General features: G+C 36.9%; 17 protein-coding genes. 5 read left to right on the forward strand and 12 right to left on the reverse strand.

Translation table 11 applies throughout. The features are described 5' to 3' along the window. The 3 genes from DC53_RS09150 to DC53_RS09140 all read right to left on the reverse strand — a co-directional run bounded on the left by DC53_RS09150 (nucleotide 1) and on the right by DC53_RS09140 (nucleotide 2,919). A complete protein-coding gene (locus DC53_RS09150) occupies nucleotides 1-858 on the reverse strand; it encodes a hypothetical protein (RefSeq protein WP_007378776.1) in 858 nt (285 codons plus the stop codon). Nucleotides 859-1,384: 526 nt separating this feature from the next. Further along, nucleotides 1,385-2,062 carry a haloacid dehalogenase type II gene (locus tag DC53_RS09145; RefSeq protein WP_033030088.1) on the reverse strand — a complete coding sequence of 226 codons (678 nt, stop codon included), beginning with the start codon at nucleotides 2,060-2,062 and terminating at the stop codon, nucleotides 1,385-1,387. An 80-nt stretch (nucleotides 2,063-2,142) separates the two neighbouring features. Then, complete coding sequence (locus DC53_RS09140; protein WP_008134397.1) at nucleotides 2,143-2,919, reverse strand: DODA-type extradiol aromatic ring-opening family dioxygenase; 777 nt, start codon at nucleotides 2,917-2,919, stop codon at nucleotides 2,143-2,145. A 106-nt stretch (nucleotides 2,920-3,025) separates the two neighbouring features. Here DC53_RS09140 and DC53_RS09135 point away from each other — a divergent pair, with 106 nt between their 5' ends. Further along, nucleotides 3,026-3,931, forward strand: a complete 906-nt coding sequence (locus DC53_RS09135) for a LysR family transcriptional regulator (protein WP_033030090.1) — start codon at nucleotides 3,026-3,028, stop codon at nucleotides 3,929-3,931. A gap of 45 nt (nucleotides 3,932-3,976) precedes the next feature. Here the strand turns inward: DC53_RS09135 and DC53_RS09130 are convergent, their stop codons facing one another. Both DC53_RS09130 and DC53_RS09125 read right to left on the reverse strand, forming a co-directional pair. Beyond that, nucleotides 3,977-4,552 (reverse strand): DJ-1/PfpI family protein, encoded by a 576-nt coding sequence (locus DC53_RS09130; protein ID WP_033030093.1) that lies wholly within the window; start codon nucleotides 4,550-4,552, stop codon nucleotides 3,977-3,979. An 86-nt stretch (nucleotides 4,553-4,638) separates the two neighbouring features. Continuing rightward, nucleotides 4,639-5,889 carry an NADH:flavin oxidoreductase/NADH oxidase family protein gene (locus DC53_RS09125; RefSeq protein ID WP_033030095.1) on the reverse strand — a complete coding sequence of 417 codons (1,251 nt, stop codon included), beginning with the start codon at nucleotides 5,887-5,889 and terminating at the stop codon, nucleotides 4,639-4,641. Nucleotides 5,890-5,989: 100 nt separating this feature from the next. On the opposite strand from DC53_RS09125, the gene DC53_RS09120 reads away from it, so the two are divergent. Beyond that, nucleotides 5,990-6,397, forward strand: a complete 408-nt coding sequence (locus tag DC53_RS09120; RefSeq protein WP_033030111.1) for a MerR family transcriptional regulator — start codon at nucleotides 5,990-5,992, stop codon at nucleotides 6,395-6,397. A gap of 36 nt (nucleotides 6,398-6,433) precedes the next feature. On the opposite strand, the gene DC53_RS09115 is transcribed toward DC53_RS09120, so the two are convergent. The 5 genes from DC53_RS09115 to DC53_RS09095 all read right to left on the reverse strand — a co-directional run bounded on the left by DC53_RS09115 (nucleotide 6,434) and on the right by DC53_RS09095 (nucleotide 14,928). Then, on the reverse strand, nucleotides 6,434-6,625 hold the full coding sequence (locus DC53_RS09115; RefSeq protein ID WP_033030098.1) for a DUF3185 family protein: 192 nt from the start codon (nucleotides 6,623-6,625) through the stop codon (nucleotides 6,434-6,436). A 103-nt stretch (nucleotides 6,626-6,728) separates the two neighbouring features. Beyond that, nucleotides 6,729-8,195, reverse strand: coding sequence for a DNA recombination protein RmuC (locus DC53_RS09110; RefSeq protein ID WP_033030100.1), 1,467 nt, complete (start codon nucleotides 8,193-8,195; stop codon nucleotides 6,729-6,731). A gap of 946 nt (nucleotides 8,196-9,141) precedes the next feature. Beyond that, nucleotides 9,142-12,288 carry a DEAD/DEAH box helicase gene (locus DC53_RS09105; RefSeq protein WP_033030102.1) on the reverse strand — a complete coding sequence of 1,049 codons (3,147 nt, stop codon included), beginning with the start codon at nucleotides 12,286-12,288 and terminating at the stop codon, nucleotides 9,142-9,144. Between the two features lie 423 nt (nucleotides 12,289-12,711). After that, nucleotides 12,712-13,674: a transcriptional regulator gene (locus tag DC53_RS09100; protein ID WP_033030104.1), complete on the reverse strand. Its 963-nt coding sequence runs from the start codon at nucleotides 13,672-13,674 to the stop codon at nucleotides 12,712-12,714. A gap of 15 nt (nucleotides 13,675-13,689) precedes the next feature. After that, nucleotides 13,690-14,928 (reverse strand): AAA family ATPase, encoded by a 1,239-nt coding sequence (locus DC53_RS09095; RefSeq protein WP_007378808.1) that lies wholly within the window; start codon nucleotides 14,926-14,928, stop codon nucleotides 13,690-13,692. Nucleotides 14,929-15,702: 774 nt separating this feature from the next. On the opposite strand from DC53_RS09095, the gene DC53_RS09090 reads away from it, so the two are divergent. After that, nucleotides 15,703-16,917: a hypothetical protein gene (locus tag DC53_RS09090; protein ID WP_008134405.1), complete on the forward strand. Its 1,215-nt coding sequence runs from the start codon at nucleotides 15,703-15,705 to the stop codon at nucleotides 16,915-16,917. 75 nt (nucleotides 16,918-16,992) lie between these two features. Here the strand turns inward: DC53_RS09090 and DC53_RS09085 are convergent, their stop codons facing one another. Further along, nucleotides 16,993-17,868 carry a DNA replication terminus site-binding protein gene (locus DC53_RS09085; protein WP_007378806.1) on the reverse strand — a complete coding sequence of 292 codons (876 nt, stop codon included), beginning with the start codon at nucleotides 17,866-17,868 and terminating at the stop codon, nucleotides 16,993-16,995. A gap of 860 nt (nucleotides 17,869-18,728) precedes the next feature. On the opposite strand from DC53_RS09085, the gene DC53_RS09080 reads away from it, so the two are divergent. Continuing rightward, nucleotides 18,729-20,078 (forward strand): class II 3-deoxy-7-phosphoheptulonate synthase, encoded by a 1,350-nt coding sequence (locus DC53_RS09080; protein ID WP_008134407.1) that lies wholly within the window; start codon nucleotides 18,729-18,731, stop codon nucleotides 20,076-20,078. A gap of 63 nt (nucleotides 20,079-20,141) precedes the next feature. Here the strand turns inward: DC53_RS09080 and ppsR are convergent, their stop codons facing one another. Then, nucleotides 20,142-20,951, reverse strand: coding sequence for a posphoenolpyruvate synthetase regulatory kinase/phosphorylase PpsR (gene ppsR / locus DC53_RS09075; protein ID WP_007583184.1), 810 nt, complete (start codon nucleotides 20,949-20,951; stop codon nucleotides 20,142-20,144). A 157-nt stretch (nucleotides 20,952-21,108) separates the two neighbouring features. Between ppsR and ppsA the strand changes: the two genes are divergently transcribed. Next, nucleotides 21,109-23,484 (forward strand): phosphoenolpyruvate synthase, encoded by a 2,376-nt coding sequence (gene ppsA / locus DC53_RS09070; protein ID WP_033030106.1) that lies wholly within the window; start codon nucleotides 21,109-21,111, stop codon nucleotides 23,482-23,484. Nucleotides 23,485-23,729: the final 245 nt, after the last annotated feature.

Raw genomic sequence — 23,729 nt, forward strand, 5'->3', positions numbered from 1 at the left:
TTAATAAACCTTAGTAATACCAAATTGAATATTATTACCTTGCAGGATATTGCTACCGTAAATTTCACGTGTAAAAGTAAGCTCAATACCAAAGCCAGCTAATGACGAGTTTTTATCAAAATTCCAACCTGTAGCTAGTTCAAATTTTCCTGAGTCAAACTCTAAAGGATTTGATAAATTTGCAGCATTGATTGAAGTTGACGAATCTGCATTTTCTGCACTTAGTATTCCGTCAAGTTTGGCACGCATATAAATGTTTTTATTAACGTTAAAACCATACTCAAGCAAGTATCTGTATTCGTCAGAAGGCTCTGCGGTACGAACCCGATAACCAACTTCAGCCCCAATATAACCAAACTTATCCAGCCCTTTACCTAACAATATTTTGGCTTCGTAGTCTTCTTGGTTATTTCCTAACCCATCATCCTCATCATATAAAAAAGGGGTTTTAACTAAAAAAGAAGTAGATAGAACAAAAGGTTCTGCCTGCCATTGATATCGAATACCAACCTCGGTATCACCAAAACCGCTGGCGCTACTTGTGCCCGTTACAGAATCTTCTTGTTCATAGCTTTGATGTAATAATGAGCCATAAATAGAGAAGTTATTCCCTAAACCATGCTCCAAGTAAAGTGATGTATTTTGCCCTTCAAAACGCTCAAAGGTTGGGTTGTTTCCACGATATTTGCTCGACGTATAATCAGCGTAACCTAACTTAATATAACCACTTCCTTCTTCACCAACCCATGCCCCAGCCGACACGTTAACTGACGCTAAGCTGATAGATAGAGCGATGGCTGAAAAAGATATTCCCTTTAATATGTAACTTTTTTCATTGTGATCTTTTTTAAATTTCATTTTTATTTTCCACTAATTTATTAAATTTAAATTTTGAAGTAATTAACTAAATTTTTATCGTGATTTTCAATTAGCATGTTTTATTTCGCTTTAAGTTTAAAAAACCAGACGTTTATAAAATAAATAATGCTTATTTATGAAAAAAATCAAAAACTGATAATTTTTTTAATTAATCTAAACCTGTTGATATCAAGTAATGCTGTTGTTCTAAGCTAAAACCTAAAGTTTGTTATTTAATTTAGGAACATTATGGAAGGTAAGTTTCGCAACTGTGTCACGAATTAATCACAAAATTATCACATTTTATCAATAGGGAATGAGCGCTCTGATATCAGCTCTAATTCAGATGAAATAGGGCATTAATTGCGCTTATTAATACAGAGATTAAGTTAAGAGGGTAGGGGTAAAAAACTAGACGAGTAAATAAACACTTGCTTAAAAATATAGCATTAATAGTGGTTCAAACGTAAACCCCCTTTACACCTAAAATGCACAAGCACCAAAGGTATAAAGGGTATGATTAAAATTAGTTAACGCTTTCTAATTTTACTTTTAAATCGAGTAAATCGGTTGCGATTGTATTTGGCTGTATTTCCCACGGATCGAAAATAGACTCTTCAGATCGTTGAATCCACGCTGCACGCATACCATGTGATATAGCACCGGTTACATCAAACGGATTACTTGATACAAGCCACGTGTTTGCGCCTGTCGAATTGGTTTCGCGTAAAAAGTGGCTATAAACCCCTGGGTTTGGTTTAAAGGTTTTAACATCGTCGGCACTTACTACCCCTTCAAAAAGCTCACTAATGCCAGCGGTTTCTAATAAGGTATGAACTGCGTCGGCAGCCCCATTTGAAAATGCAAACAAACGGTAATCTTTTGCTTTTAGTTGCTCAAGGCCCGCTTTTACATCATCGAACGCAGGAAGCGTTTTATAAAGCTCTAGCAGTTGCTCTTTTTGACCTTCACTTAGCTCGGTTTTGTGCGCTAAGCAGGCGTAATCGAGTGCGTGTTTTGTACATAGCGAAAAGGGAATATAATTTTGCATTAATCCACGTCTAAATGAATACTCTAATTGCTTTTCGCGCCATGTATTTGAAAATGCTTGGGCGTTATCGCCAATCATGTCGTCGAGTAAGGACAGTACGCCGTGAGTGTTTATTAGCGTACCGTATACGTCAAATGCAAGTGTAGTTGCCATGTTTGCTCCGCAATAAAATAAATTAAGTTGGTTTTAGAGTACTTGCTTACAGCTTAACTTAATTTGAACGAACGCTCAATTTAATAAAACTTGTATGCATCAAGCGCTAAAATATCCATTTCGATGTCTTTATGTATTTTTTCAACTTGACCGTCACCACTACCAAGCGCAGCAAAAAGAGGTAAAAAGTGCTCTGCAGTAGGGTGGTTAAATAAAGCATTGGGTGCTTCATTTAAATAGTTAAGTAACGCTTGGGTGTTTTGCGTTATTAACTTTTGCTCAACCCAATGGGTAAACTCATTAACCATTTGAACACGGTTAGGTGTAGCGGGGCTTTTAAATATTTCACGTAGATTGTGACTAATACCGCCTGAGCCAATAATTAATACGTTATCGCTGCGCAATGGTGCAAGTAACTGTCCGTATTTATACATCGCTTTAGTGCCAAGACGTGTATTAATAGATACCTGAACTATAGGAATATTAGCTGCTGGGTACATTAAGCGCAGCGGGATCCACACACCATGATCCCAACCTTGCTTGGCACTTTGCACGGCTTTAATACCCGCCTTGTAAAAGTACTCACTAATAGTATTAGCGAGCTTAGGGTCCCCCGGTGCTGGGTATTGAATTTCATATAGGGGCTTGGGGAAGTTATAAAAGTCGTGAATAGTCTGCGGCGCATCTCCCGATGTAATAACTATATCGTGCGCTTCATCAAAGTGGGCAGAAAACACCACAATAGCTCGTGGTTTACTAAGCGTTTGACCTAATGATACAAGAAAATCTGACGTAGCCGATTGCTGTACAGCCATCATTGGCGAACCGTGAGATATAAATAAAGCGGGCTGAGTCATGCTAAAGCCTTAAACAAATAGATGTGTTATTAAGCACTATATTAGTTTTTATTTTGATGATAAATATGGTATTTATTTATACATTATCAATAAAGTATTGTTAAAAATGGATAAACTCACCACCATGAAAACCTTTTTGGCCGTTGTGCAAGAAGGATCGTTTTCAAAAGCGGCCGATAAGCTCGATATTTCCCCGCAGTTAGTCAGCAAATATATTTCTGCGCTGGAAGATAATCTACACACGCGTTTATTACACCGTACAACGCGAAAAGTAAGTGTAACAGAGGCTGGGAACCAATATTATCAGCGTTGTCAGCAGGTGCTTGTTGATATTGAAGACATGGAAAACTCACTAAATAACTTAAGCGAGAATGTTTCGGGTGTGCTTAGTATTAGTGCACCTATGTCATTTGGTACTAAGCATTTAGCAGGTTTGCTGGTTGATTTTCAAAAGCAGTATCCAAATTTAAAGTTAGACTTACGGCTCACAGACCAATATGTAGACATAGTAGAGCAAGGTATTGATATTGCGCTGCGCATTGGCGTATTAAAAAACTCAACGCTCATAGCTAAAAAAATTGCCCCTATACACCTAGCGGTATTTGCGTCACCCGATTATTTAAAACACCATGGCACGCCACAAACGCTTTTAGATTTACAGTCGCATAATTATTTACGCTATTCCCTTAGCGAGCCCACAAAATGCCTATTTGGAGTTAATGAGCTAAAAAGCGAGCTAAAGCTTGAAAGTAACTTTGTGGCTAACAATGGTGACTTACTACTAAATACAGCCATTGCGGGAAGTGGTATTGCTATGCAGCCCACATTTATTGCAGGCGAAGCGCTGGCTCAAGGTAAAGTAGTGCGCATTTTACAAGACTATGAACCCGACCCAATGGGGCTTTACATGGTGTATGCTAATAGACAGTTTTTACCGAGCAAAGTGCGTGCTTTTGTTGATTTTGCGAGCGACTTTTATGGCGATACCCCATACTGGGACTTAGGGGAGTGATATGTCGATTACAAACAGTTGTATAAGTAGTTTTACTTGGGCCTGTTATTTTTTATGCCACTGATATTCCATTTGTTTTGCTGTTAAGCAAGCAAATTCATCAGTACTGCACAATGCGACTAATTGCAGGCTCATATCTATGCCAGCCGAGATCCCCCCTGATGTGATAAATTGATTATGCTGCACCCAACGTTTATCACTAATTACATTTAAATCAGGAAATAATAACGCCAATTCATTTTGATCTTCCCAATGCGTTGTTACATTTAAGCCATGTAATAAATCGGCTTTTGCGAGCAAAAACGCGCCCGTACATACAGACGCAACACGAGTAGCTGTTTTTGCACTTTTACTGATCCAATCAATCACCTGCTTTTTATTAAATTCGGCGGTGTGATCGCCACCTACCACAATTAATAAATCAATATGAGGGTGATCTAAAAAGTTGTAATGGGGGTTTACACTAAAACCTCCGCGCGCTATTACAGGCTTACTTTGCTCCGCAATAAAAAATACATTCCAGTTATTTTCAGCTAAACGCTTAGCGGTACTGAAAACTTCAAAAGGGCCTGAAAAGTCGAGTACTTCTGCGTTATCATAAATATAAATGCCTATATTCATTTAGGTCTCAAAAAGCTCAAATTAATATGAAGCTTTACCTTAGCCTATAAAATCATCATTGGTGTATTATTTTAATTTAAAAAACCCTACTTAGCCTCAACATTAAGCTCATGAGCAAAGCGTTTACGGTAACGCTTAGTTAATTTAACCGAGCGTAGTTGGTCGCTAATTAAAGTAAATACTGGTGAGGCATTTATTTTTACGGGTTTGCCTTGGCCTATACGGCGTATTTGTCTTTTAACCAGTGCCATAGTGGCAAGTCCTGCGAGGGTTTTATCTTGCCAAGTAATATTGGGTAACACGGCTAATTGCAGTGGCTCATTTTGCCATTTGTTTGGTAAATTTGGTTGGTATGCAAGCGCAGTGGCAATACCCACGAGGGCAACGCCACTTTCAATCACGTTGTTGGCAATAGATAAGCGACTAATACCGCCTGTAGTCATTATTGGGACTGATGAGCGTTGGCTAATCGCTTTTGCAAACTCTAAAAAATACGCTTCGCGGGCAAGTGTGCGCTGATCACCTGTTTTTCCTTGCATGGCAGGTGCTTCGTAACTACCACCCGAAAGCTCTACAAAATCAACATTGAGTTTATTCAATAAGTCCACTACAACTTGCGCGTCACTGGGTTCAAACCCACCTCGTTGAAAATCAGCAGAGTTTAACTTTACCGAAACCGAAAAGGTAAGTGAGCAAGTAGCTTTAATACTGCGGGTTATTTCGAGGAGTAAGCGAGCTCTATTTTGTAAACTCCCTCCCCATTTATCGTCGCGCTTATTGGTTAGTGGCGATAAAAACTGAGCCAGTAAATAACCATGCGCTGCATGTATTTGTACGCCATTAAAACCTGCTTTTTCAGCTTGCTGCGCAGTTTGTGTAAAGCGGGTAATAACATCGTCAATATCAGTTTTCGTCATCGCTTTTGGTACGCCAAACAAGTGCGAGTGCTTACCCATATTAAGTGCAACACTTGACGCTGATAGAGCCTTTCCACCCATTTTTTTAAATACTTGCCTACCAGGGTGATTAATTTGCATCACCACTTTGCAATTATTTTGCTGCGATAAACGAGCAAGCTCTGCAAAGGCAGTAATATCGGTACTTTTTTCAAGCACAAGGCCGCCTGGGCCTGTCATCGCTAAATGATCAATCATTACATTGCCAGTAATAATTAGCCCAGCTCCCCCCACTGCCCATGCGCTATAAACATTTTTGAGTATTTGGGAGGGCGTTTGATCCTCTTGCGCAAGGTTTTCTTCCATAGCGGCTTTGGCAATACGGTTTTTTAATACTAAACCACTTGGCAAGGTAAAAGGGGTAAATACAGGGTTACGCATAGTTATGGGCTAATTAAATTGACATTAAAGCGACTATAACCTTAAAGTTAGCTTGAAGGTCAACCTACTAAGTTTATGTAAAGTGGAGTTATTATTAGTTATGAAAATAGGCGAACTTGCAAAACTTACCAACATACCCGCCAGTACTATTCGCTTTTACGAAAGCAAAGGGTTATTAACACCAACCACTCGCAGTGCTAATGGTTATAGGCTGTACACCCAACAAAACTTAGAAAAATTGCAGTTAATTAAATTTTCACAAAGCTTGGGGTTTTCACTCAACGAAATACCTTTATTACGTAACGAAAACGACGAGCTAAACCACACAGTAATAATTGAACGTTTAGAAAAAAAACAAAAAGAAGCTGACATTTTGATTGAGCAAATGCAGAAAAAGTCACAACGTATTGGCAGTTTAACTACGTTACTCAACTCTTATTGGGATAAAGGCGAATGCCTGCCAGAAGGCAAATTGAATGAATTACTAAAAGTGATAGATTACGAATAAATGAATACAGCTTACTAAAATAAGCTGTATTTTATATTACTTAAGCTTTTTAATGCCAATTAATACACAGATGGCACCGCCAATAATACCCCCCCATGCTTCTATTGGTGTATCACCACTGAATGCACGGCTTAACTGCGAAGCCGCCGCATCATACACGTCATATCCCCACATAATTAAAGCGATACCTATAACGATTAAAACAATACCTATAATCTTATTACTCATAAACACCTCTAATCTCTAACGTACATTATTTAATAATATTTACTTAAGTGTGCTTTAAAACTTAAGGTAAGTTTTTATTTTAAGTCAAAACACTTAAAATAATTTAATCGAGCTCTAGCTGCGCACGTTCAACGCTCTCACTAGGTAACTCTTTTTGTACTGATACACCAAGCTCTTTAAACTCTGATGCTTGTTTAATTAAATTACCTTTACCTCGGTATAATTGCGAGAACGCTTTGTCGTAACTTTCTTTCGCTTTATCAAGCTGCTTACCTACGCCTTCCATACTCAATAAAAAACCATTGAGCTTGTTATAAAAACGCTCAGCTCGATTTGCCAACTCTTTTGAATATTTGGTTTGCTCTTCAAAACGCCAAAGCTGTTTAACAATATTTAAACTAGTAAGCAGGGTCGTGGGTGTGGCTACCAGTATATTTTTTTCGATTGCTTGTTGGTAAATATCGCTTTGATATTTAAGTGCTTCGACAAAAGCTGATTCTATTGGTACAAACATAACCACCACTTCTGGCGAGTTAATACCTGGCAAACGGTCGTACGATTTACTCGCAAGTTCATTAATACGCGCTGTAACGGCGTTTACATGCTCTTTAATTGCTTGATTAGCATCTAGCTCATTTTCAGCGTTCACATAGCGTGTATAGGCATTTAATGATGTTTTAGCATCAATAACTAAGTGGCGACCTTGTGGTAAGTACACAACTACATCAGGGCGCAAGCGGCCATCTTCAGTGTTAAACGACACTTCGCGCTTATAATCAACCCCTGCACGTAAGCCAGCACTATCTAATACGTTTTCGAGCATAAGCTCGCCCCAATTACCTTGAGTCTTCTTTTGCCCTTGTAGCGCGTTACTGAGCTTGTCGGCTTGATCTGTTATAGCTTGGCTTTTGGCTTGTAAATGCAGTAGCTCAGTTTTTAGCGCGGTGCGTTGCTTTATATCTTCAACGTGTATTGATTCCATTTTTTCTCTAAAGCCTTTTAGCTCGCCTTGAACTGGTTTTAATAATTGCTCAATGCTTTCTTGATTTAAGGTTTTAAAGCTTTGTGATTTTTCTTCTAGAATTTTATTGGCTAGATTTTCAAACTCTTTTTTGAGCATATTTTTACTTTGCTCAATTTGCGCGAGTTGCTCGCTAAAGCTTTGCTGTTTCTGCTCAAGGGTGGTGCGCATATTATTATACTCAACATCGCGTTGATTATATTGCTCACGAAGCGCTGCAAGCTCGTCTTCGGCTTTGCGCCAAAAATGGTTGTATTGAATGCTTTGTTTTTCTTGTTCGCTAAAACGCGTTTTAAAATGCTGCGCCTCATCGCGCTGCTCTTGGTGAGTATGTTCGAGTAGTTCGTGATCCTCAAGTAAGGTGCTGTATTGTAGCTCTTTATTATCAAACTGATTTTGTAAGAGTGAAAGCTGTTGTTGTTGTTCGCTTATTTTTAGGTGTAGCTTTTTGCTAAGCTGCGCAGATATAACACCATAAAATACAATACCTAAAATAGCACCAGCGCCTGCACTTAACCAATCGATGTTAGTGAGTATTTGAGTGAGCATAAAAATAAACTTATAAAATTTAGAGACATGCCATCATAACCAATAACAAGCAATAGAAGTAGAGTAGAGGAGCAAAGAAATTACAGGCATAAAAAAACCAGCTCAAATAAGCTGGCTAAATATTACTAAATTAAGTAATCAAAGGGAAAATCAACATGTACCCGAGCAAGCTGCAACTTAAATACGCATTTGCCAAAATAAATTACATTATTTGGCTAAGTTGTATAACAACAGGTATTACAGTAGACCGGTAAATGAAGTAATTAATTCAAAAATAATTTAATAACTTTCAGTGATACCAATCAGCATAAGTATTTGAACAACTGAACGAATTAAATCACTTCATACCAAAGCAGATTGGTACAAATTCGTTTATCTGAGTAGTGTTTGATTGGAATTGGCAAATTTTAGGCATAAAAAAAGCCAGTTCAAAATGAAGTGGCTTAATTATTACTAAAATTAGTAATTAAATAGGGGGGAATCAACATGAAAACTTGTATTAACTGCAATTAATCAACAAGCATAATAGTAGACGCCTGTTTTTAAATTAAGTTCAGTAAAAACTCAAAAAAATTTAAATAATATTTAAATGATGAATTTTGACCATAAAAAAAGCCAGTTCAAAATGAAGTGGCTTAATTATTACTAAAGTTAGTAATTAAATAGGGGGAAATCAACATAAAACTTGTATTAACTGCAATTAATCAACAAGCATAATAGTAGACGCCTGCTTTTAAATTAAGTTCATAAAAAAATAAAAAATTTTAAAATAAGTGCTTAACGCTAAATTTTAGACATAAAAAAAGCCAACTCAAAATGGGCTGGCTCAATCATTACTAAAATTAGTAACTAAATAGGGAAATCAACATTATCGCTTGTGTAAACTGCAATTTAACAACAAGCAAAGTAGTAGACGCACTTTAATTAATTAAGTTCAAAAAAGATTCTAGTTTTTTATTAATGACAACATTTGCTGTTCATCAAACTGGGTAAAACTCATTGATTTATCAGTAAATAATGCATCAACTAAAGCTTGCTTATCTTCTTGCATTTTAAATACTTTTTGCTCAATTGAGTTACTCATTATGAGTTTATATACAAACACAGGGTTAGTTTGGCCAATACGGTAAGCTCTATCAGTCGCTTGTTTTTCTACAGCAGGGTTCCACCATGGATCAAAGTGAATAACTGTATCGGCTTGTGTAAGGTTAAGACCTGTGCCGCCGGCCTTTAAACTAATTAAAAATACCGATGTTTTACCGCTAGTAAATTCATCAATTACTTTATCTCGATGGCGAGTTTGTCCTGTAAGTAGACTAAAATCTATATTTATTTCATCTAGGCGCTTAGCAATTAAGTCGAGTGCCGAAGTAAACTGGCTGAATATAATTACTTTACGACCAAGGCTCAGCATCAATGGTAAATGGGTCGTGAGCCATTCTAATTTAGCAGAGCCAGCTTGCGTATCAGGCTCTATTAATTTAGGGTGACAACAAATTTGCCTAAGCTTTAATAATGCTTCTAAAAAGGCTAGTTTACTTTTTTGAACACCTTGCTCTGCAAATAAGTCTATTAACTTTTCTTCAAGAGAGCGTGTAATCCCCTGATACATTTCTTTTTGTTTAGGTTCAAACTCAAACTCTTTTGTTATCTCTGTTTTTTCAGGTAACTCTTGAGCTACTTGCGCTTTAGTACGGCGCAATATAAAAGGCATAATCAACGCTTTTAACTGTTCAGCACGTTCCATGTCAGCTTCACGTTCAATTGGAGTTTGAAAATGTTGCTTAAAATGGGCTTGTGAACCAAGTAATGATGGCATAGCAAAATCGAGTAAAGATTTAAGCTCAAGTAAATTATTTTCGATTGGCGTACCACTTAAACATAACTTAAAATCAGCATTAAGTCGTTTAACTAAGCGCGATACTTGTGCTGTGTCATTCTTAATGTATTGCGCTTCATCGAGAATTATATTTTCGAAATATAATGGCGAGTAATATGCTATATCACGTTTTAACAGCGGATAAGTTGTCAGTATGCATTGCGATTGAGCAAGGTGCTGTAGTGACTCGTTTCGATGAGAACCAAAAATAGTTGTCACTTTTAAGCCTTTAGCAAACTTAGTTATTTCATTTTCCCAATTACTTACCAAACTTGTCGGACACACGATTAAAGTAGGGCCAGCTTGCGGACGATTATACGTGCTAGTTAAAAAAGCAATCACTTGCAGTGTTTTCCCTAAACCCATATCGTCAGCTAAAATACCACCAAGCTTATGACGTTTTAAAAAGCTTAACCAATCAACGCCCTGTTGTTGGTATTCTCTAAGCTCTACCGACTCATTTAAGCCATGTAAAGATACCTTTGGCATAGCGTGGTCGGTATTATTTAGTTCTTGTAAGTAAAGCTCTAAAGAGTCGTCATGAAGCTCAACATTTATTGCGGTGTGTTTTACAAGCTCAGGCAAGTACGAAAGCGGAATATTAAATTCATCTCTTGTTTTTACAAACTCAAAGCGTTGCTTAAATTCAGTTAGTAAATTAATAGCTGATTTATTGATAACGCCAAATTGACGACCCATTGGATAGTAATGAAATAGCTCACTTTGACGATTTAATGATTGATAAGTTAAATCTTCATTATTAAAAAGTAGCGCAGCTTTTGCACCACTAAGTAATACTTTACAATGCATTTGATGCCCTGCGGCTCTATTCGCATAAAGTGTAACTTCGCTTTGTGGATTAGCAACTGTCATTTTGCTAATCGCTACTTTCCAACCGCGCTCTTTAAAACTTGGAAATACTTCATAGGTAAGCCAATGTAGATGAATAGGGGACTGCTTGGTAAAAACAAACTCACTTTGTAAACCCCCTTTACAAAACTCAAAACCTAAATTCACTAATTCATTTTTAACGGTATTTTCAAACGCATTGTTTATTAAGCTAGCAGGCGCTGCACCTGCTAAATAATTCTTGTTTTTATACTTAAATAACAATGAAAGCGTTAAGCCTTGTTCACCCGTAGTTACTTTTAAAACAGCATTACTAGCTGCTTTAGGTAGCGTTGTTTGTGAATTTGTTGGATGTGGTATAACGCCCGCACCAAAATTATCTGCTAACTGCTTATAAATTCGATCGAAGTTAGCACTATGTAAAGCGGGTATTGTTTGCAAATGTGAGATTTCATCAGCGCTTAATGGCGTACGTATACGCCCTATTTTTAAATAATCTAAATCTATGTATGTAGGTGGCGTTGTTTTAATCAGTGCCCAATTTTTGCTTTGCTCCAAATTAATACCCAACTGCGTTAAATCTTTTTCTTGTTTCCAATTAAAGTTCAGCGCTTGGGCACTTTGTGGCTTAATTGCAACACGAGAGCGTTGTAAAAATAATCGTTCTGTAGCAATAAGTTGTTGCAACGCATTAAAACCCCATAAACCTTTGAGTTCAATATTACCTACAGCATTTTGTGAACGGATCCAACTATAAAGTCTAAAATCACTTTCGAGTAAATCATTCGGGGTTATAAAGCTATTAAGTTGCTGATCGGTAAGGTTACGACCTAATGTGTAATTTTGATCTTTATCATAATTAGCTATTTTAGGTGATAAAAATACTTTGTTATTTTCAATATCTAATACAAAGAGTAAAACTTGCGACGGTATTGTTTGCTCGGCGCTTTTGAGTGCGCTTAACTCACTAAACCAATCATTAATAAAGTAATCTTCTCCGTATTCACCAGAGTGCTCTATTTTTAGTTTTAATAAAATTGCTGCTAGGTGACGGCATTTAGTTTTTATATTACACGTACAATGTGTATCAACCGAATAACCAGTTGGTATTTTACTGATCTCTATACGCTGATTGAACGGTGTACCGTTATCACCTTGCACAGTTGAATCAACAACAGAAAAGTTAGAAGTATGCTCTAACCAACTGATTTTTCCGTTTTTGTAATACTCTTTACCTTTGGCTAGCACATTGGGTCGAAACAGCTTATTTATAAAGCGTTCTGAAAGAGGAAACTGAGTAGCCTGCTCATTTTTAATTTCTTCAAAAATAGCCAGTAAATCATTTTTTGATAAGTTAGCAGACATGTCACTCTAAGGATTAGTTTTTAAAAATAATTCTGCCAGTATATGCCTTATGTGCTCTGAGCTAAAGCTATATTAACGCAATATAAACTGGTTGGAGTTGATTGGTTAGTAAAAAATTGGTTTATAACTAAATTTAGAATGGATTTTGTTGAATAAATTGCAAAATGTTGCTGATTCAAAAAATAAAAACAACTTAAACAATAGTTAGAGCGCTTTTAGATCAGAATTTTACTAACACTTTTTAAAACATATGGTGAATAGATAAAAAAGAGGCGAATAGTTAGTAAAAAAATGATCTACGCAATAAAACAGGCTAAATAAGCACATTAACGGCGTGTACAGATCAGATTTATACTAACTAAACAATATTGCAGATCAATATTTAACTAACAAAACAAACTGGATAGATCGCTATTTTACTAACTAATTAAAAGCACTTAATAGCTTTGTAAGTTGCTCTAAGCGCTTGTCTGTCATCACTTTGTTGTTTATTTTTATAGAAACATCGCCACTTTTAAGATTTCGTTGAAGTGAAACAAAATCATTTTCGAGAACAGCTTCGCGTTTTACTGTAGTTTGCGGTTCAGCTGTTAAGCATTTAGTAACAGCCATTGCACGCTTGTCGTCGCTTGTAATCGCGTTAATGTCATTGTTACTTGCTAGCTCTTGAACCAACCGATTAAAGCTCTCAGGATCACGCTCCTTTGCAATAACAAGCTTTTTAGCAACTTCTCTACCAACATGATTAGCCGTAGGATAAAGCGCAATAACCTCAGCTGGTATTTGTTCATAGGCTTTAATTGCATCTGCAATGGCAGTATGCGAAACACCTTCAAGAGCAGCTATTTCTCGGTAAGATCCTTTTTTACCTTGTTCAATTAATTCATTTTTAGTTTGTTGATAAGCTTGTCCTAACTCCCATAAACTTGGTGCTATGTATTGATCAGATGAAACAGCTAAAATTTTTGCATCTTGTTCAGTAAAGTCACTTGAGCTAAGCACTAAATAATCAGCGTTACCTAGAATACAGGCCATACGACGACGTGAACCTGCAAGAACTAAACTTTTGTCACCTTGATCCCAAAGCAAAGCAGGGTGCTGATTTCGACCATCATCGCTAATTGTAGGAAGAATATCTGATACTGACTTTTCGTTAAGAAGTGCCTGTACGCGACGATTTTTGCCATATACACCAGTGGTAGATTCAATATCAGCATGTGCGATCACTTTACAAACAAGCGTAATTTGACGAGCAGGGTCGCTCGGTGCAGGCATTCTAATTACATCGCCAGCATTCGCTTGTTCTAGTAATGCATCAAGACTACTGCTGCCCACAGCTGTTGCAAATGGATCTAAGCGGGTGTCATTTTTACGTTTTTTAGCCATTTTTATTTAACATCCTTACTTAGGCGTATTTAATTTTGATTGTGTGGATTGCCAATTAGATCGAATTAGCATTTCAAGTTCGTCAACAACATCTTTAATGTTTTCTTGTGCACGCATAAGCGATTCACGACTGGCTAAACTATCAGACGCTTTTTGATCAAAAATAGTATTAAAAGATGAAGAGCTCGCTGTAATTGCAGAACTGTGGTTAATTGGGTAACTCATAACTTGGCGGCCAAATGCACTTCGAACATCTTTAACAATATCGCGTTGTGAATGGTTACCTTTTACATAATTGGTCACAAGAAACTGCATAAAGTCCCAACCTTCATGTCCAAGCGCAGCAACAGTATGATAAATCTCGCCTAACCTTTTTAGATATTTATTGTTTGCATCAAAATCGACAGCTTCAGGATGAACAGGAATAAGCATCGCTGTAGATGCCATTAATGCATTATAAAACATAAAGTTAAGAGTTGGAGCTGTATCAATAAGTAAAATATCAAACTCATCTTGAACCGGCTCGATTACTTTTTCTAATAACTTATGATAATGGCGAGTTTGCTCATAATTTGAAGTATCTTTTAATAAAGTGGCAGTTTCGTGCTCAAAATAAAAGTCATCCATACCCGATGGTAAAACGCGAATATTTGGAATATGCGTAGGTAAAAATGAGTTTGATACAAATTCAGGCCATGTTTCGCCTTCGTCTAGATCTATGCAATCGCGCATTAAATCACCAACAGTAATTGGATCATGTTCGCTAGAGGGGAAGAAGCTAGATGATGAACCTTGTGGATCTAAATCAATAATACCAATGCGATAACGTTTAATATTGGTTGTAGCAAGTGCCGCTGCAATATTAACCATACTGGTTGTTTTACCACAACCGCCTTTGAGGGAGTTTATAACAATAACTTGAAGTTTGTCGTCGCTAGTGCGGTGATCAGGCTTGATATCCATAATATCAGCCATTGCAAAAATATTTACAAGTGTGTAAGCATAATGGCCATTTGCACCGCGTTTTATGTTTAAATCATCAAAATCACCATTATCATGGCGTCTTTTTAAGGTACGATTATTACAACCTAGTAAATCGGCTGCTGCTTTTTGGGTGTATGTTCTTAACTCTTTTTCTTCGGATTTAAGATGAGCGCGATAATGTTGAATACGTCCTTCTAATGACTTTTCTGCAACTTCAGCAGTCGCTTTTAAGAGTCGATAGGTATTTAGCGCATTATTGTTGATAGACATACTTTCCTTCCTCAAAGTTAGGCAGTAAGTATAATGTCCATTCAATTTGCTGTAAACAACTATTTATGGCGACATGCATTTTAAAAAGAAGACATCTAATAATATTTTTACATCATTAATATTGCTTAGTATAAATAAAGAAGTTTAAAGGTGGTTAAATATATAAGGTAATAAAGGTTAAGGGTGTATAATTAGCATATAACTTGATGATAAATATGAATAATATTAAAAAAAGCAGATCACCTTTATACTTGGTTAAGATCAGATCTTTATTAACACTCAGATCAGCTTTTTACTAAGGACTAATTGAGATATATAGTTATGCACAGCTTACTCATTAAGTTATGAACAAAAACACCTCTTGAGATCCGATTTTTACTAAGTAAATTATAAAGTTATGCACGGGTCTACTAGATAAAAGGGGCATTGAATTAGTATAGATCTGATCTGTAGTAAGTACAGATCAGATCTATTCTAACTCGATATTGCTTTATCCACAGGAGAATTACTTAAAAGCGTAATTTGTCGTGTTTAATTTAATAAAATATCAATTACACTGGACAAAATAATAGCTGAGTTAGTAAAAAAGAGATTTATAACTCACTTGTTAGTATAATAATGATCTGAAAACACCAAAAATTGACAACAGTTAGTATAAAAGTGATCTGAATGTTTTATTTAAAGTCAGATCACTTTTATACTAACTTAAACATTTAACTTTTCTTGTTTTATGTGTTGTTATTAACTGTCGCAATAAAAATGGAAATAAGAACAATGAGCCGAAAGGTCAACATCTCGGTAGATAACTTGCCTGATACACTAAGAGGCCAAATTCACGGGGTGGAAAGTGCAATTGATAACGAGAGTTTAGCACTATTTACAGATAATAAAGATGTTCGCATTTCTATTGAAAATGCTGCTCATGGATTACGTGCTTATTCAAATACGTTTAATCACTATGATTTATGGGGACGCTTTGTTCGTTCTGGCCATAAGAAATTGCCGCTTGAAGAAGCACCGAAAAAAACAATCATTACACGTAAAATATCAGAAAAAGTGGACGGTATTTTATACGATGGCGAAATAAAAATAACACCTGCTGTTGTGAGTACTCGTAAAGATGGCGAAGACGTAGAATATTTGGTTTGGCCATCAGATAGAGAAGAAAAAGTAGAGCGAGCCTTAATTCGTTTGGCTTCAAAAGGTAAAATAGTAAAAATTAATTTTAAGTCCGGTATTCAATATGCCGTGGTTTTTTCTATGAACGAGTTAGCGCAAGAACTCAAAGCGGTAGGGCAATCAATGCCGTATCCTGCAATTAAAGAATCACTTGAAGCATTACAAGGCTCTAAACTTTCGTTTAAATATTCGGCAACAGATACAAAAAACTCTGACATTGATGATTCCTTTTACGAATCAAACATGAACTTTTTATCGTCACTACATTTTAGTGGGAAAAAAGGTCAAGGCGGCAATGTTAAATGTGTAGCTTGTTTAAATGCATTTGTTCATAACATGATTGATAACCTTGAATACAAAGGGTATTACTTTAATAGCGCACAAGAATTAAAACGGGGATTGTCGCGTTGGATGATGCTTCGTTTGTACCATCTTTGGCGATATGCTGCTCCAGGTAAAACATATCATTTTAGATTGCTTTCTATTATGGAAAAGTACGGTTCTATTTATTCAACTGACAATATTACTGAGAATAAATTAAAAGCATTACGCCGTGATATGACAACAACAATGAAAGATTTGATTGAAAAAGGTGCGATATCAGAATACAGCATTACAAACGTCAAAGATGACAAAACTGGTAACATTATTGATTACACATACGAAATGCACCCGTCTGATCAGTTTTGTGACGAAATACTGACATTAAATAAGCATAACAAACGTATTGAGATTCAAGGTGGTAAACGCATTGTTGAAAATGCGGTTTTGATAGATGAAGATAAAATTGAAGAGATAGTAGAAAAATAGCAACGAATTTATTTTATTATCCAATAACTACCATAACTACCTAAAAGGCCACTTAATGTGGCCTTTTTAACATAATCATTTATCTACTTGTTCTAAGTAAAGTCTGTTGACTAAAAAGTCATAATCTCGTTTGCGTGGATGGCTTAATGGTTTTTCATAGTTTTGTAATATGCCAAGTTTTACATCGGGTTCCGGATTAATTAAGATAAATGGCAATGCTGCACTAACGTGATACCTATTTTGTGCCGTGTATCTTACATTTACTTGGGGACTTACGCGAGTAGGGCGGCGTATTCGTAGTTTTTCTTTTTCACCTAAACTAGCAACTCGTGCTTGTTCTTGAGCTACAAGTAATTGCCACTTTTGCTGATCGATCATTCTTGGGTTTCGATAACCGGCCGATTTATCGAGCATCTCTAGTGCCATTTTTTTAGTAAGTGTTTTTGTTGCATGTTTGTGCATCCAGGTAAACCTAACTGAAAATGGGGATTCACTCTCACTATGAATTTTACGATATGCAGCAAGCGTTATTAAATTTGGTATAGCATTGTGAACAGCTTCAAATCGCGCATCGTTGCTATCAATAGCTAAAATACATTCTTTAAATGTAGCTTTAGCTTTATTCACTTGGGCTATACGATTATTTAAAGCATGTTTATCTGCATTTTTAATAACAAGCAAGCCTGGGTGCCTTTTTAAAACACGACTGCTTAAGCCCGATTTTTTATAAATGTCAGAAAAGGAGTGAAGGATTGCTTTTTGAGCCGGAGCGCCCGATATTTTAGAAACGATTATAGATTCTGGAACTTTACTTTCATCTATACTACTAACATCAGGTAACTGATAGTACTCTGCTTTGGAAAATTCACACTCTTTCAGTTCTTCAATTAACCTTAAAGTTAACTCGTTCATTAAATCAAACTGACTTCTAATTTGTACCTTAGTTACCATTACCCACCTCAAAGAACACATCTTACTAGGTAAATATTATTACATGCACTTTGCTTTGTCTAAATAAATAATCAAATTCACTCAGCTCTACATATATTTATTAATTAAATTTAGTATGATGTGTTCTTTGTCTAAAGTGAAATCCCTAAACTAAGAATTAAACTTTTACATATTTGATCTTTGTATTACATCAACCAGTTAATGCGCTTAGTTCTGAATTGGCTGATTAACTAAGAGTAGGGAAAATGAGTTAAACGAACTTATATCGTAATTAGTAACACGGTAATGAGAGTAAATATAAAAGTTTTTAACTTCAGCATCATTCTAAAAATATCTCTACCATTTGGGTTTTTAATCATGATAAACACTATCGTGTTGGTAGAGAAAACGTAAATTGCGTACCACACCTTTACGTTTTGGCGCTTGTGAATCTAGTTCTTTTTGTGAATACTTTACCATGCAAATAAATGATTAACACATCCGCCTTATCATACATTAAGGCCTGCACATAGTAGTTGCTAACTATTAATTAAATTTCACTGTAAAGTTAAGGCTACATTACTTACCATTTAAGTATGATGTGTTCTTTATTAAGTTACATATAATAAACCCTTATGCTCTATTTATTCTCAATGCGCTAAAATTGCAATTAGCGCTCTATAATTGCTTGTATTTAAACACTTTAGTTTATTAAAGATAAAACTAAAGTGTATGTTATATAACCACATGGATTAAATAAGATTACTATTATACTTAACTCATAACTAAATAATTGGTAAATAGTGAATTTAGTCCTTGAACATAGGGGCCTGCATACGGTAATTTCTTCTTATCAGGTAATGTAGGAATGAGGAAAGAACATGCAATCGTGGAACCCAAATAGCTGGAGAGAGCTGCCAATACTGCAGCAACCACAGTACCCAGATCAAGAAATACTTAAATCAGTAGAAGGCCAATTAAAGACGGCTCCGCCTTTAGTTTTTGCTGAAGAAACAAGAAGCTTATTTAAACAACTTGAAGATGTGTGCGAAGGCCGTGCATTTTTACTTCAAGGTGGTGACTGTGCAGAGTCGTTTAGCGATTTTAATGCAGCTAACATTCGCGATACATTCAAAACAATTTTACAGATGGCAGTTGTATTAACATACGGCGGTAAATGCCCTGTAGTTAAAATAGCGCGTATGGCTGGTCAATACGCTAAACCTCGTTCAGCAGACTTAGAAACAATTAATGGCGTGTCTTTACCATCTTACCGTGGCGACATCATTAATAATATTGAGTTTACAGAAGAAGCACGTATACCGGATCCACAACGTTTAATGACGGCTTATCATCACAGTGCCGCTACGTTAAACTTATTACGTGCATTTGCACAAGGTGGCCTAGCCGATCTTCACCAGGTTAACCGCTGGAACATGGGCTTTGTTGCTGCAAATCCACTTAAAGAAAAATACCAACAACTTGCAGATAAAATTCAAGACGCACTAGAGTTTATGGAAGTGTGCGGAATTAACTCTACAATTGCGCCAAGCTTAAAAGAAACCGATTTATACACTTCTCACGAAGCTTTATTACTTGGTTACGAAGAGGCGCTTACTCGTCGCGACCATTTATCGGGTGATTGGTACGATTGTTCTGCTCACTTTGTTTGGATTGGTGAACGTACTCGTCAACTAGACCATGCACATATTGAATTTTTTAAAGGCATTAAAAACCCAATTGGTGTTAAAGTTGGCCCAGGTATGGACCCAGATGACCTAATTCGTTTAATTGATGCATTAAACCCAGATAACATTCCTGGTCGTTTAACGCTAATTACGCGTATGGGTGCAGACGTACTTCCTGAAAAACTCCCAGCGCTAGTAAGAAGAGTTCAACAAGAAGGCCGTAAAGTAATTTGGAGCTCAGATCCAATGCACGGCAATACTGAAAAAGCGACATCAGGTTACAAAACGCGTAACTTCGATAATATCATGCGTGAGATCAGTCAGTTCTTCGCTGTACACAAATCAGAAGGTTCATATGCAGGTGGTGTTCACCTAGAAATGACAGGCCAGCACGTAACAGAGTGTACCGGCGGTGCTTACGGTTTATCTGACGATGACCTAGCACAGCGTTACAAAACGCAGTGTGATCCACGCCTTAACGCCGACCAAGTATTAGAGTTAGGCTTTTTAGTCGCAGATTTACTAAAAGACGCACGTAAATAATATTTGTTAATACTAAAAAAACCGCTTAATTGCGGTTTTTTTATTTCAATTTTGATGAGTGAGTTAGTACTTACGTCGCTCTAAATCTGTTTCTATCAGTATTTTTGCAGAAATTTCTTCAACAGAATGATGCGTAGAATTAAAGTAAGCTATTTTGTGCCGCTTATACAACATTTCCACTTCGCGCACCTCAATACGGCACTGTTTAATAGACGCATACTTAGAGTTAGCCATACGTCGATGCCTTATAGCCGCAAGCCTCTCAGGGTCAATCGTGAGTCCAAATAACTTATGTTTATAAGGGACTAAACATTTAGGCAAACCTTCATTATCTAAATCTTCTTCTGTAATAGGGTAGTTAGCCGCTTTAATGCCGTACTGCAGTGCTAAGTATAAGCTTGTTGGTGTTTTACCACTTCTGCTAACGCCAATTAAAATGATGTCTGCTTCGGAAAAGTTTTTAATATTTCCGCCATCATCATTCATAAGAGCATAGTTAACCGCATCAATTCTAAAATCATAACTTTTTTCGTGGATAGAATGCGTACGATGCATTTTTGGAACAGGGGCTACATTGAGTTCTTTTTCTATTTTTTCGCTATACGTAGTTAAAAAATCATACGTAACTGCATCAGCCGATTTTATAATTTCACTTAAATTGTGATTCACAAAAGTAAAAAACACGAAAGGCTTTTCACCTGTTTTTGCAGCGGTTGCATTAATTAAAGCTTTAATTTCGTGCGCTTTTTCTTCAGTTTCTACAAATGGAATTGTTTTATGATTAAAATCGATAGGAAACAACGACAAAGTCGCATGCCCAAATACCTCTGAAGTAATTGCTGTTCCATCTGATATATAAAAAGCAGTTCTCATAATTAACCTTTTTATTGCGTTTAAATCCCTAAAATGGGTTTCCCACGGTTTACGTGAGGACTGTTGCCAGTGTAGAATGATGACGACCTTTATAAAAGGTTTTCTTTCTTAACTCTCACAGTTAGACCTACAATTTGTTTTTTTTGGAGAAAGATCCGTGCAAGAATACGTTCTCTGGTATCAAGAGCTTGGTATGCAAGATGTTCCTCGAGTTGGCGGTAAAAACGCTTCACTTGGCGAAATGATTTCAAACCTCGCAAACGCAGGTGTACAAGTACCGGGTGGTTTTGCAACTACCGCAGATGCTTTTAATGAGTTTCTAGATCAATCAGGACTCACCGCCAAAATTCATGACATCCTAGATACACTTGATGTTGATGATGTAAATACACTCGCTAAAGTCGGTGCCGATATCCGCCAATGGATAATCGACACACCATTCCAACCAAACCTAGAGCAAGCCATTCGCGACGCATATAGCCAGCTCCATGGCGATACTGCAGCAGATGTTTCATTTGCAGTACGTTCATCAGCTACCGCTGAAGATATGCCAGATGCATCATTCGCAGGCCAACAAGAAACTTTCCTTAACGTTGTCGGTATCGATTCAGTCATGGTCGCTATTAAACACGTATTTTCTTCATTATTTAACGACCGCGCAATCTCATATCGTGTTCACCAAGGTTACGATCACCGTGGTGTAGCGTTATCAGCAGGTATACAGCGCATGGTACGTTCAGATAAATCAGCATCTGGCGTAATGTTTAGTATTGATACAGAGTCTGGTTTTGAAGACGTTGTATTTATTACATCAAGCTATGGCTTAGGTGAAATGGTTGTACAGGGCGCGGTTAACCCTGATGAATTTTATGTTCATAAACCAACACTCCTTAAAAACAAACCTTCAGTAGTACGTCGTAATATTGGCTCTAAAGCCATTCAAATGATTTACTCAGAAGACAAATCACACGGTAAGCAAGTAGACATCGTAGATGTTGACCCTGAACTTTCTAATAAATTTTCGATTACAGATGAAGAAGTGCAAGATCTTGCCAAACAAGCTGTAATCATTGAAAAACATTACGGTCGTCCTATGGACATCGAATGGGCAAAAGACGGAAACGACGGCAAACTATATATAGTTCAAGCACGTCCAGAAACTGTCCGCTCAAACGAAGACTCAAACGTAATGGAACGTTTTCAATTAAATGGCACAAGTAATGTACTTGTTGAAGGCCGTGCAATTGGTCACAAAATTGGTAGCGGTGTTGTACGTGTTCTTGATTCAATCAAAGAAATGGATCAGGTACAAGTAGGCGATATTTTAGTTACCGATATGACCGACCCTGATTGGGAACCAATCATGAAACGTGCAGCAGCGATTGTTACAAATCGTGGTGGCCGTACGTGTCACGCTGCAATCATTGCACGCGAACTTGGTATTCCGGCAGTTGTTGGTTGTGGTAATGCAACTGATTTAATTAAAGCGGGCCAAGAAGTAACAGTATCGTGCGCCGAAGGCGATACCGGCTTTATTTACGAAGGTATTTTAGATTTTGAAATACTAACGTCACGCGTTGATAAAATGCCAGAACTACCAATGAAAGTCATGATGAACGTGGGTAACCCCGATCGCGCCTTTGACTTTGCACGCTTACCGCATGCAGGTGTTGGCCTTGCGCGAGTTGAATTTATTATCAACCGTATGATTGGCGTTCACCCTAAAGCGTTATTAAATTTTGATGCGCAAACCGATGCATTAAAAGCAGAAATTACTGACATGATTGCCGGTTACGAATCACCAGTAGAGTTTTACATAACAAAACTGGTTGAAGGTATTTCAACGCTCGGTTGTGCTTTTGCACCGGAGCGTGTAATTGTGCGTATGTCTGATTTTAAATCAAACGAATACGCAAACCTAGTTGGTGGCCAGCAATACGAGCCAGAAGAAGAAAACCCAATGATTGGTTTTCGTGGCGCCGCACGTTATATCTCTGAAGACTTCCGCGATTGTTTTGCACTAGAATGTGAAGCTATAAAACGCGTAAGAAACGACATGGATATGGCAAACATTGAAATCATGATCCCATTCGTACGTACCCTTGAAGAAGGTAAACGCGTAATTGAATTACTAGAAGAGCATGGCCTTAAACGTGGTGAAAATGGTCTTAAAGTAATCATGATGTGTGAGCTGCCTTCAAATGCATTACTTGCTGATGAATTTTTAGAAATGTTTGATGGTTTTTCTATCGGCTCTAACGATTTAACACAGTTAACGCTTGGTCTTGATCGTGATTCAGGTTTAATCGCACATTTATTTGATGAGCGTAACCCAGCAATTAAAAAACTACTTTCTATGGCAATTAAAACAGCTAAAGAAAAAGGCAAGTACGTAGGTATTTGTGGTCAAGGTCCTTCAGATCACGAAGACTTTGCAGCATGGTTAGTAGAGCAGGGCATTGACTCTGTTTCACTAAATCCAGATACAGTAATAGAAACATGGTTATACCTAGCTAAAAAATTAGCAAAGTAATAAATATGTAAGCTATAAATAGGTAAGCTATAAAATATGCCAGCAATGTATTGCTGGCATTTTTTTATACCCAATTAAAAGTAAGTTAACGGGCTAATTTTTTATCTAAATAGGCACATGATTTAGTTAACGCCTTTTGACAAAATGATAAGTAATGTCGCGCTTTAGGATAGTAAAACGAAAAGCATAATAAACCCACCATAAAAAATATAAGTGAAGGCTAAGGGCGTGTTGATCTTTGTGGA

The organism is Pseudoalteromonas fuliginea (assembly GCF_000690055.1).
In the GTDB taxonomy this organism is placed as follows: Bacteria; Pseudomonadota; Gammaproteobacteria; order Enterobacterales; family Alteromonadaceae; genus Pseudoalteromonas; species Pseudoalteromonas fuliginea.

Bases quoted from the DNA above. Each gene is read 5' to 3' on its own strand.
- DC53_RS09110 (WP_033030100.1), bottom strand. From the start codon at position 8,195: ATGCTCACTCAAATACTCACTAACATCGATTGGTTAAGTGCAGGCGCT.
- ppsR (WP_007583184.1), bottom strand. From the start codon at position 20,951: ATGAGAACTGCTTTTTATATATCAGATGGAACAGCAATTACTTCAGAG.
- DC53_RS09095 (WP_007378808.1), bottom strand. From the start codon at position 14,928: ATGTCTATCAACAATAATGCGCTAAATACCTATCGACTCTTAAAAGCG.
- DC53_RS09100 (WP_033030104.1), bottom strand. From the start codon at position 13,674: ATGGCTAAAAAACGTAAAAATGACACCCGCTTAGATCCATTTGCAACA.
- DC53_RS09150 (WP_007378776.1), bottom strand. From the start codon at position 858: ATGAAATTTAAAAAAGATCACAATGAAAAAAGTTACATATTAAAGGGA.
- DC53_RS09105 (WP_033030102.1), bottom strand. From the start codon at position 12,288: ATGTCTGCTAACTTATCAAAAAATGATTTACTGGCTATTTTTGAAGAA.
- DC53_RS09145 (WP_033030088.1), bottom strand. From the start codon at position 2,062: ATGGCAACTACACTTGCATTTGACGTATACGGTACGCTAATAAACACT.
- DC53_RS09130 (WP_033030093.1), bottom strand. From the start codon at position 4,552: ATGAATATAGGCATTTATATTTATGATAACGCAGAAGTACTCGACTTT.
- DC53_RS09140 (WP_008134397.1), bottom strand. From the start codon at position 2,919: ATGACTCAGCCCGCTTTATTTATATCTCACGGTTCGCCAATGATGGCT.
- DC53_RS09085 (WP_007378806.1), bottom strand. From the start codon at position 17,868: ATGGTAACTAAGGTACAAATTAGAAGTCAGTTTGATTTAATGAACGAG.
- DC53_RS09125 (WP_033030095.1), bottom strand. From the start codon at position 5,889: ATGCGTAACCCTGTATTTACCCCTTTTACCTTGCCAAGTGGTTTAGTA.
- DC53_RS09135 (WP_033030090.1), top strand. From the start codon at position 3,026: ATGGATAAACTCACCACCATGAAAACCTTTTTGGCCGTTGTGCAAGAA.
- DC53_RS09120 (WP_033030111.1), top strand. From the start codon at position 5,990: ATGAAAATAGGCGAACTTGCAAAACTTACCAACATACCCGCCAGTACT.
- DC53_RS09080 (WP_008134407.1), top strand. From the start codon at position 18,729: ATGCAATCGTGGAACCCAAATAGCTGGAGAGAGCTGCCAATACTGCAG.
- DC53_RS09090 (WP_008134405.1), top strand. From the start codon at position 15,703: ATGAGCCGAAAGGTCAACATCTCGGTAGATAACTTGCCTGATACACTA.
- DC53_RS09115 (WP_033030098.1), bottom strand. From the start codon at position 6,625: ATGAGTAATAAGATTATAGGTATTGTTTTAATCGTTATAGGTATCGCT.